Below are 6,943 nucleotides of genomic sequence, written 5' to 3' on the forward strand. Positions count from 1 at the left end.
TCGAGGGCAACCCCCTGAAAGCCATACCCGGAGTCTCTGGGCCTCTGGACCTTACGACGGCCCGTCCAACCCACCAACAACGTAGGACCCCCTGAGGCGCCGGGACGCCGGGACGCCGGGACGCCGGGGCCGATCCCTCCGCGCCGGGCCGGGCCTTGGGGCCGCCGCCCCGGTCAGCCCTTGGGGCTGATCACCGCGAACCGGGCGCCCTCGCGGTCCCGCAGCCGGGCCACCCGCCCGTACGGGGAGTCGAAGGCCGGCCCGAGCACCCCGCCGCCCAGCTCCACGGCCCGGGCCACCGCCCGGTCGGTGTCGGGCACGGAGAAGGACACCTCCCAGTGCGGCGGCGTCCCGGCCGGACCGGCGGCCTGCTCCCTGGCCAGCGCGGCGACGCTGTGGCCCTCGGCGCGCAGCACCACCCGGTCGTGCTCCCAGCGGACGTCGAAGCGCTCCGGATCGCGGCCGTCCCAGCGGAACACCTCGCCGTAGAACAGCGCCGCCGCGAACGGGTCCGGCGTGCGCAGCTCGATCCAGACCGGCGCCCCGGGCACGTCCAGCTTCCGGGCCCGGCCCGGCGGACCCTCCCAGATGCCGAACGCCGCGCCCGCCGGGTCCGCCGCGAAGGCCACCCGGCCGGCGTCGAAGGCCAGCGGGCCGACCGCCAGGGTCGCGCCGCGCTCACGCACCGCGTCGGCGGCGGCATCGGCGCTCTCCGTCCCGAAGTAGGCGGTCCAGGCGAGCGGGATCGCGCCGACCCCGGCGACGCCCAGCCCGGCCACCGCCTCTCCCCCGGCCACCGCGTGCGCGTACGGGCCGAAGCGGTCCGGTCCGGGTTCGAACTCCCAGCCGAGCAGCGGCCCGTAGAACTCCTCGGCGTCCTCCGGACTCCGGGCCATCAGGCTCACCCAGCACGGTACGGCCGCCACACAGCGCACCCTGGCGACCGTCTCACCGCTGCCCATCGCGAACCTCCTCCACCCGCCCGGCCGCCGGGCCCCTCCCGACTCCGACGGCCCACCGGCCGCCCGGGACGCCCACAGCCTAGGCGGAGACCCGTACCTCCCCGGGGAAGCCATGCCCGGGATCAGCGCACCCAGTTCTTCAGGGGCTCCGTCTCCAGGACGATGCCCACGGGCTCGGGCAGGCGGACGGTCTTCCCGAAGGGGAGGATCCGAACGGATTCGTAACGGACTCCGTCGGGCTGACTGTGGACGATGACCTCGGCGGAGTCCCGGTCGATCAGGAGGTAGATCGCAATCCCCGCCTCGGCGTAGGCGCGGGGCTTCTCCACACGGTCACGACGGTCGGTGTCGGACTCGTAGGAAGTGACCTCTGCGACCATCAGGACCCCGCTGGTCGGAGCCCAGTCCCCGTACCCGACGAAGGCGTCGGCATCCGCGAGGGTGCCGTCAGGGCGGGCACGGCCGTCTCGGTAGCCCGCGAGCCTCAGGCCTTGATCGTGCAGGTAGAGATCCGGCCTGGCCTGGATGCAGATCCGCAGGAGCCACTGGACGATACGGCCGTGATCACCGTCCGGCACAGGCTTGATCCCCAACTTCCCGTTGATGAACTCCAGCCGGATGCCTTCGACGGTCCGGCCCAGATGACGGGCGAACTCCTCGAACTGCTCGGGCAGCATCTGCGGGCGCTCGGAGATCGCGGTCACGGGCCTTCCTCCTCCGCCTGGACACCCTCCGGGTGAACGATTTCCCCGGCGAGCGGTTACGGGCCGTCCGGTCCCGACCATAGCCGAGCAGGGCCCGACCACCCACAGGTGACGCAGGTCACAGTGGCGGGGGAAATTCCGGGGACGGATTCCCCGTTTGCGAGTACGTTGGAAGAAGCGGGGAGAATTTCCCCGGTATCCTGATGAGGAGCAGTCGTCGTGACCACCACCGCCGAGTCGGTCCGCCCCGCGGGGAGCGCGCGTACGCCGAAGTTGCGTGCGGACGCGAGCCGGAACCGGGAGCGGATCGTGCTGGCGGCCCGGGACGCGTTCGTCGAGCACGGTGCGGACGCGCCGCTGGACGAGATCGCGAAGCGGGCGGGGGTCGGCAACGCCACGCTGTACCGGAACTTCCCGGACCGGGTGGCACTGATCCACGAGGTGGCGGTGCTCGTCAAGAACCGCGTCCTCGCCCTCGCCGAGACGGCGACGGCGGAGGCGGACGCTCCTGACGGCGACGGCCCGTTCAACGCTCTCCAGCGGTTCGTGCACGCGTCCGTCGGGGAGAAGGTCGGCGGGCTCTGCACCCTGTTCAGCAACCACGTCGACCCGTACGACCCGGAGTTGACCGAGATCCGGGAGCGCCTGCAGGCCGCCGTCGGCGGCCTGATGGAGCGCGCCCGGGCAGCGGGCGAGCTGCGGACGGACGTCGAGAACGGTGACCTGTTCATCGCGATGAGCCAGCTGACCCGCCCGCTGCCGAACACCGCCTGCCGGCTGCACGACGAGTTCGTCCACCGGCACCTGCAGATCTTCCTGGACGGCCTTCACGCGCCGGCCCGATCGGCCCTGCCCGGCCGGGCCGCGACCTTCGAGGACTTCCAGCCCCAGAACTGACCGACCACCAGTACCGACCGGCCGGCCGCGCCCCGTCGCGCTCCGGCACGCCGTTCCACCGACCTCTCCCGCACACCACCGCTGAACGTTCGCCGTACGGCAACATGCCGTTCCCGTACGGAACTTGACCGTTCACGCCAACCGTTCACGCACACCACACGCACCGTGAAGTGAGTACCCCCATGCCTCAAACCGACGCCCGACCGGCGACGCTGCCCGATCCCCGGCGCTGGAAGGCGCTGATATTCATCGGCCTCGCCCAGCTGATGGTCGTCCTCGACGCGACCATCGTGAACATCGCCCTGCCGTCCGCGCAGCGTGACCTGGGCATCTCCGACGGCAACCGCCAGTGGGTGATCACCGCCTACGCGCTGGCCTTCGGCGGCCTGCTGCTGTTCGGCGGCCGGATCGCGGACCTCTGGGGCCGCAAGCGGACCTTCATCGTCGGCCTGACCGGCTTCGCCCTCGCCTCCGCGCTCGGCGGCGCCGCGGCCAACACCGCGATGCTGCTCGGCGCCCGCGCGCTCCAGGGCGTGTTCGGCGCACTGCTCGCGCCCGCCGCGCTCTCGCTGCTCGCGGTGACCTTCACCGAGGCCAGGGAGCGCGCCAAGGCCTTCGGCATCTACGGGGCGATCGCCGGTGGCGGCGGCGCCATCGGCCTGATCCTCGGCGGCCTGCTCACCGAGTACATGAACTGGCGCTGGACCTTCTTCGTCAACATCCCGTTCGCCATCGTGGCCGCCGTGGGCGCCGTGCTGGTGATCCGCGAGCCCGCCGAGGGCCGCAACCGCAACAAGCTGGACGTGCCCGGCGTGCTGCTGGTGACCACCGGCCTGGTCGCGCTGGTCTACGGCTTCACCCGTGCCGAGTCCGACGGCTGGTCCTCCGGCAGCACCATCGGGCTGTTCGTCGCGGCCGCCGTGCTGCTGACCGCCTTCGTGCTGGTGGAGCGCCGGGTCAAGGCCCCGCTGCTGCCGCTGCGCGTGGTGCTCGACCGCAACCGCGGCGGGGTGTACCTGTCGCTGGGCATGGCCGTGATCGGCATGTTCGGTCTGTTCCTCTTCCTGACCTACTACCTGCAGATCGTGCTCGGCTACAGCCCGGTGCTGACCGGCGTGGCCTTCCTGCCGATGGTGGCCGGCATGATCACCGGCTCGACCCAGATCGGCGCCCGGCTGATGACCAAGGTCCCGGCCCGCTACCTGATGGCGCCCGGATTCCTGGTGGCCTCGATCGGCATGTTCCTGCTGACCCACATCAGCCTGGACACCTCCTACCCGGCGCTGATCCTGCCGGGCCTGGTCCTGATGGGCCTCGGCATGGGCACCGCGTTCATGCCGGCCATGAGCCTCGCCACGCACGGCGTCCAGCCGCGCGACGCGGGCGTCGCCTCGGCGATGGTCAACACCTCGCAGCAGGTCGGCGGCGCCATCGGCACCGCGCTGCTGAACACCATCGCGGCCAGCGCGACCACGGGCTGGCTGGCCTCGCACGCCACCGCCGCGGTCGCCTCGCCGGAGGCCGCCAAGGCGCTGCAGTTCCAGGGCATGGTGCACGGCTTCTCGACCGCGATCTGGGTGTCCTTCGGGATCCTGGTGGCGGCCGGCGCGGTCGCCTTCACCTTCGTCAACGCCGGCCGGCCGGACGCCGCGGCGGGCTCGGGCACGGGCGCGGCGAAGGAGAACGACGTGCCGGTGCTGGTGCACTGACGCGCAGGGGTTGCTCGGGTGCGTACGCGGCCCGCCCGGTGTCCTTCCGACACCGGGCGGGCCGTTCGCCGTTTCCGCGGGGCGGACCGGGGGCGGAGGCGGCACCGGAGGAGCCCCGGAGTGCCGGGCCGGGGCCGCACCACGACCGGAACCCGTGCCACCGGACGCACTCGCGAGTTCCTCACATCCCGGCCCCAAGGCGACCTTGTTCGGCGGTCGGCCTGTCGCCTAAGGTGAGCGAAGCACTTCGTTCCGTGTGCACCCTTCCCCGCGCTCGACCCGAAACCCCTCGGGACTGCGCTTTTTACGTGTCTGACATGCTCACGACACGAATTTTTTCCCGCGCCGCTCGACAGCCGCCTCCTCGCTCCCGAACCAGCGAAGGGTTCCGCCATGTCGCCATCGCTCCCGCACGACCGGTCCCGCCGACCGGAGTTCCGCCGTCCCGGCGCCGAAAGCGCGCCCCGCGCGCCGAGACGCTCCCGGCACGACGCACACCCGGCCTGACACGACCGGAGCCACGCACGAACCGCACCCCACGATCCGATCACCCCAGAAGACTTCTCCGGACGTGAAGAATGACCGACCGCCTGGACTTCAGCCTCACGCAGCTGCGCTACTTCGTGGAATCGGCCGAACTCGGCAACATCTCGGAAGCGGCCGAGAAGCTCAGAGCCTCGCAATCGACCGTCTCCTCGGCCATCATGCGGCTGGAACGCCAACTCGGCGTGCAACTCCTGCTCCGCCACCACGCCCGCGGTGTCACCCTCACCCCCAACGGACGGCACCTGCTGCTCGGCGCCCGCGCGCTGCTGGGCCAGGCCAGGAGCCTCCAGGAACAGGGGGACGCGCTGGCCGGCCGCGTCGAGGGCCGGCTCGGACTCGGGTTCCTCGCCCCGGTCGCACCGCTGCTGCTCCCCCGGACCCACCGGATCGCCGCGGAACGGCACGCCGGCCTGCGGCTGGCCACCCGCGAGGAGCCGGCCGACCGGCTGCTGGCACTGCTCCGGGAGGGGCAGTGCGAACTGGCCGTCACCTACGACTTCCTGAGCGGTGACGCCCGCTTCGTCCCGCTGGCCGAGCTGCCCATGCGGGCACTGCTCGCGGACGACGACCCCTGCGGCCGCGGCGGCCCCGTCCGCCTGGCCGAGCTCGCGGAGCGGCCGTTCGTCGCCCTCGACGACCCTCCGCTGCTGCTCCACTTCGAGAAGTTCTTCGCCGACGCCGGTGTTCCGCTGCCGCCGGTGATCACCGCGGCCGGACCGGAGACCGTCCGCGGCCTGGTGGCCGCCGGGTGCGGCTTCGCCCTGGTCCACCAGCGCGCCCACCGGGCCACGGCGCCGGACGGCGGCCGGATCCGCCCGGTGGAACTCGCCGAGGACGCGCCGACCGCGTCGCTCGGCGTGGCCGCCGCGCCCGGCCTCACCCTCGACCGGCGCGGCCGGGCGGTCCTGAACGTGCTCAGGACGGTGGTCCCGGCCAGCTGTCTGTGACGCCGCGGCACACCCCTTCCGCCCCACCCCCTCATCCACGCGACACACGCCGGAGGAATGCCGTGTTCGCCATGCTCTTCGCCGGTCAGGGAAGCCAGCACAAGGGAATGGGGGCCGAGGTCCTCGAACGCTATCCGGGACTGGTCGGGTACGCCTCCGACCTGCTGGGATACGACCTGGCCGCCCTGTGCACCCGGGACCCCGACCGTCTGCTCTCCCGCACCGAGTACACCCAGCCGGCGATCTTCGTCGTCAACGCCCTGCACGCCTTCGAACACGTCCACCGGGAGGACCGCCCGGCGGACGTGTACCTCGGGCACAGCCTCGGCGAGTACAACGCCCTGCTGGCCGCCGGGGTCTTCGACTTCGAGACCGGGCTCCGGCTGGTCGCCGAGCGCGGCGCGCTGATGGCCGCGGCCTCCGACGGCGGCATGGCCGCCGTCCTGGACACCCCCGAGGAGCGCCTGCTGGGGATCCTCTCCGACCACGGCGTCGACGGCGTCGACATCGCCGGCCTGAACACCCCGTCACAACTCGTCATCGCGGCCACTCCCCCGGTGCTGGCCGCCGCGGTCGACTGCCTGGAGAAGCAGGGGATCCGGGTGGCGCGGCTGAAGGTGAGCGCGCCCTTCCACTCCCGCTACATGGAGCCGGCCCGGGTGCGGTTCGCGGAGTTCCTCACCGGATTCACCTTCGCCGCGCCCGTGACGCCCGTGGTCTCCAACGTCACCGCCCGGCCGCACCGCCCGGAGGACACCGCCCGGCTGCTGGCCGAACAGCTCGTCGCCCCGGTGCGCTGGACCGACTGCGTACGAAGTCTCCTCGAAGCCGACGCCGCCGTCGAGTTCACCGAGATCGGGGGCACCGCCCTCACCCGCATGGTCGACAAAATCACGTCTGGAGCCTGAACGATGGAAACGACGACCGGCACGATCCGGACGTACCTGGAAGAACGCTTCCTCTTCGAATTCGACGACGAGATCACCCCGGACACCGACCTGTTCAAGGCCGGCGTGATCGACTCCTTCGGCTACGTCCGGATGATGAAATTCCTGGAATCCGAGTTCTCCGTGGTCCTCGACAGCGACGAGATCCTCATGGACGTCCTCGTCTCGCTCAACGCGATCGACGCGTTCATCCAGAAGAAGCTCGCCGAGAACTGAGCCGAGAGCCGAGGG

The 6,943-nt window shown here is 71.8% G+C and carries 7 protein-coding genes; 5 read left to right on the plus strand and 2 right to left on the minus strand.

The features are described 5' to 3' along the window. Positions 1-173 precede the first annotated feature (173 nt). Positions 174-962: a VOC family protein gene (locus ACWD4P_RS08905; protein WP_449779099.1), complete on the minus strand. Its 789-nt coding sequence runs from the start codon at positions 960-962 to the stop codon at positions 174-176. Between the two features lie 122 nt (positions 963-1,084). Continuing rightward, the gene (locus ACWD4P_RS08910; protein ID WP_449779100.1) at positions 1,085-1,666 is read right to left on the minus strand and encodes a Uma2 family endonuclease; all 582 of its coding nucleotides are present in this window, start codon (positions 1,664-1,666) and stop codon (positions 1,085-1,087) included. A 219-nt stretch (positions 1,667-1,885) separates the two neighbouring features. Between ACWD4P_RS08910 and ACWD4P_RS08915 the strand changes: the two genes are divergently transcribed. The 5 genes from ACWD4P_RS08915 to ACWD4P_RS08935 all read left to right on the plus strand — a co-directional run bounded on the left by ACWD4P_RS08915 (position 1,886) and on the right by ACWD4P_RS08935 (position 6,928). Beyond that, positions 1,886-2,563, plus strand: a complete 678-nt coding sequence (locus tag ACWD4P_RS08915; RefSeq protein WP_449779101.1) for a TetR/AcrR family transcriptional regulator — start codon at positions 1,886-1,888, stop codon at positions 2,561-2,563. A 182-nt stretch (positions 2,564-2,745) separates the two neighbouring features. Beyond that, positions 2,746-4,272 carry an MFS transporter gene (locus ACWD4P_RS08920; RefSeq protein WP_359826189.1) on the plus strand — a complete coding sequence of 509 codons (1,527 nt, stop codon included), beginning with the start codon at positions 2,746-2,748 and terminating at the stop codon, positions 4,270-4,272. Positions 4,273-4,850: 578 nt separating this feature from the next. Then, positions 4,851-5,765: a LysR family transcriptional regulator gene (locus tag ACWD4P_RS08925; protein ID WP_359826192.1), complete on the plus strand. Its 915-nt coding sequence runs from the start codon at positions 4,851-4,853 to the stop codon at positions 5,763-5,765. A gap of 71 nt (positions 5,766-5,836) precedes the next feature. Continuing rightward, positions 5,837-6,673, plus strand: coding sequence for an ACP S-malonyltransferase (locus ACWD4P_RS08930; protein ID WP_359826201.1), 837 nt, complete (start codon positions 5,837-5,839; stop codon positions 6,671-6,673). Positions 6,674-6,676: 3 nt separating this feature from the next. Continuing rightward, a complete protein-coding gene (locus ACWD4P_RS08935) occupies positions 6,677-6,928 on the plus strand; it encodes an acyl carrier protein (protein WP_359826194.1) in 252 nt (83 codons plus the stop codon). Positions 6,929-6,943: the final 15 nt, after the last annotated feature.

It is taken from the genome of Kitasatospora sp. NPDC002543 (assembly GCF_053594915.1).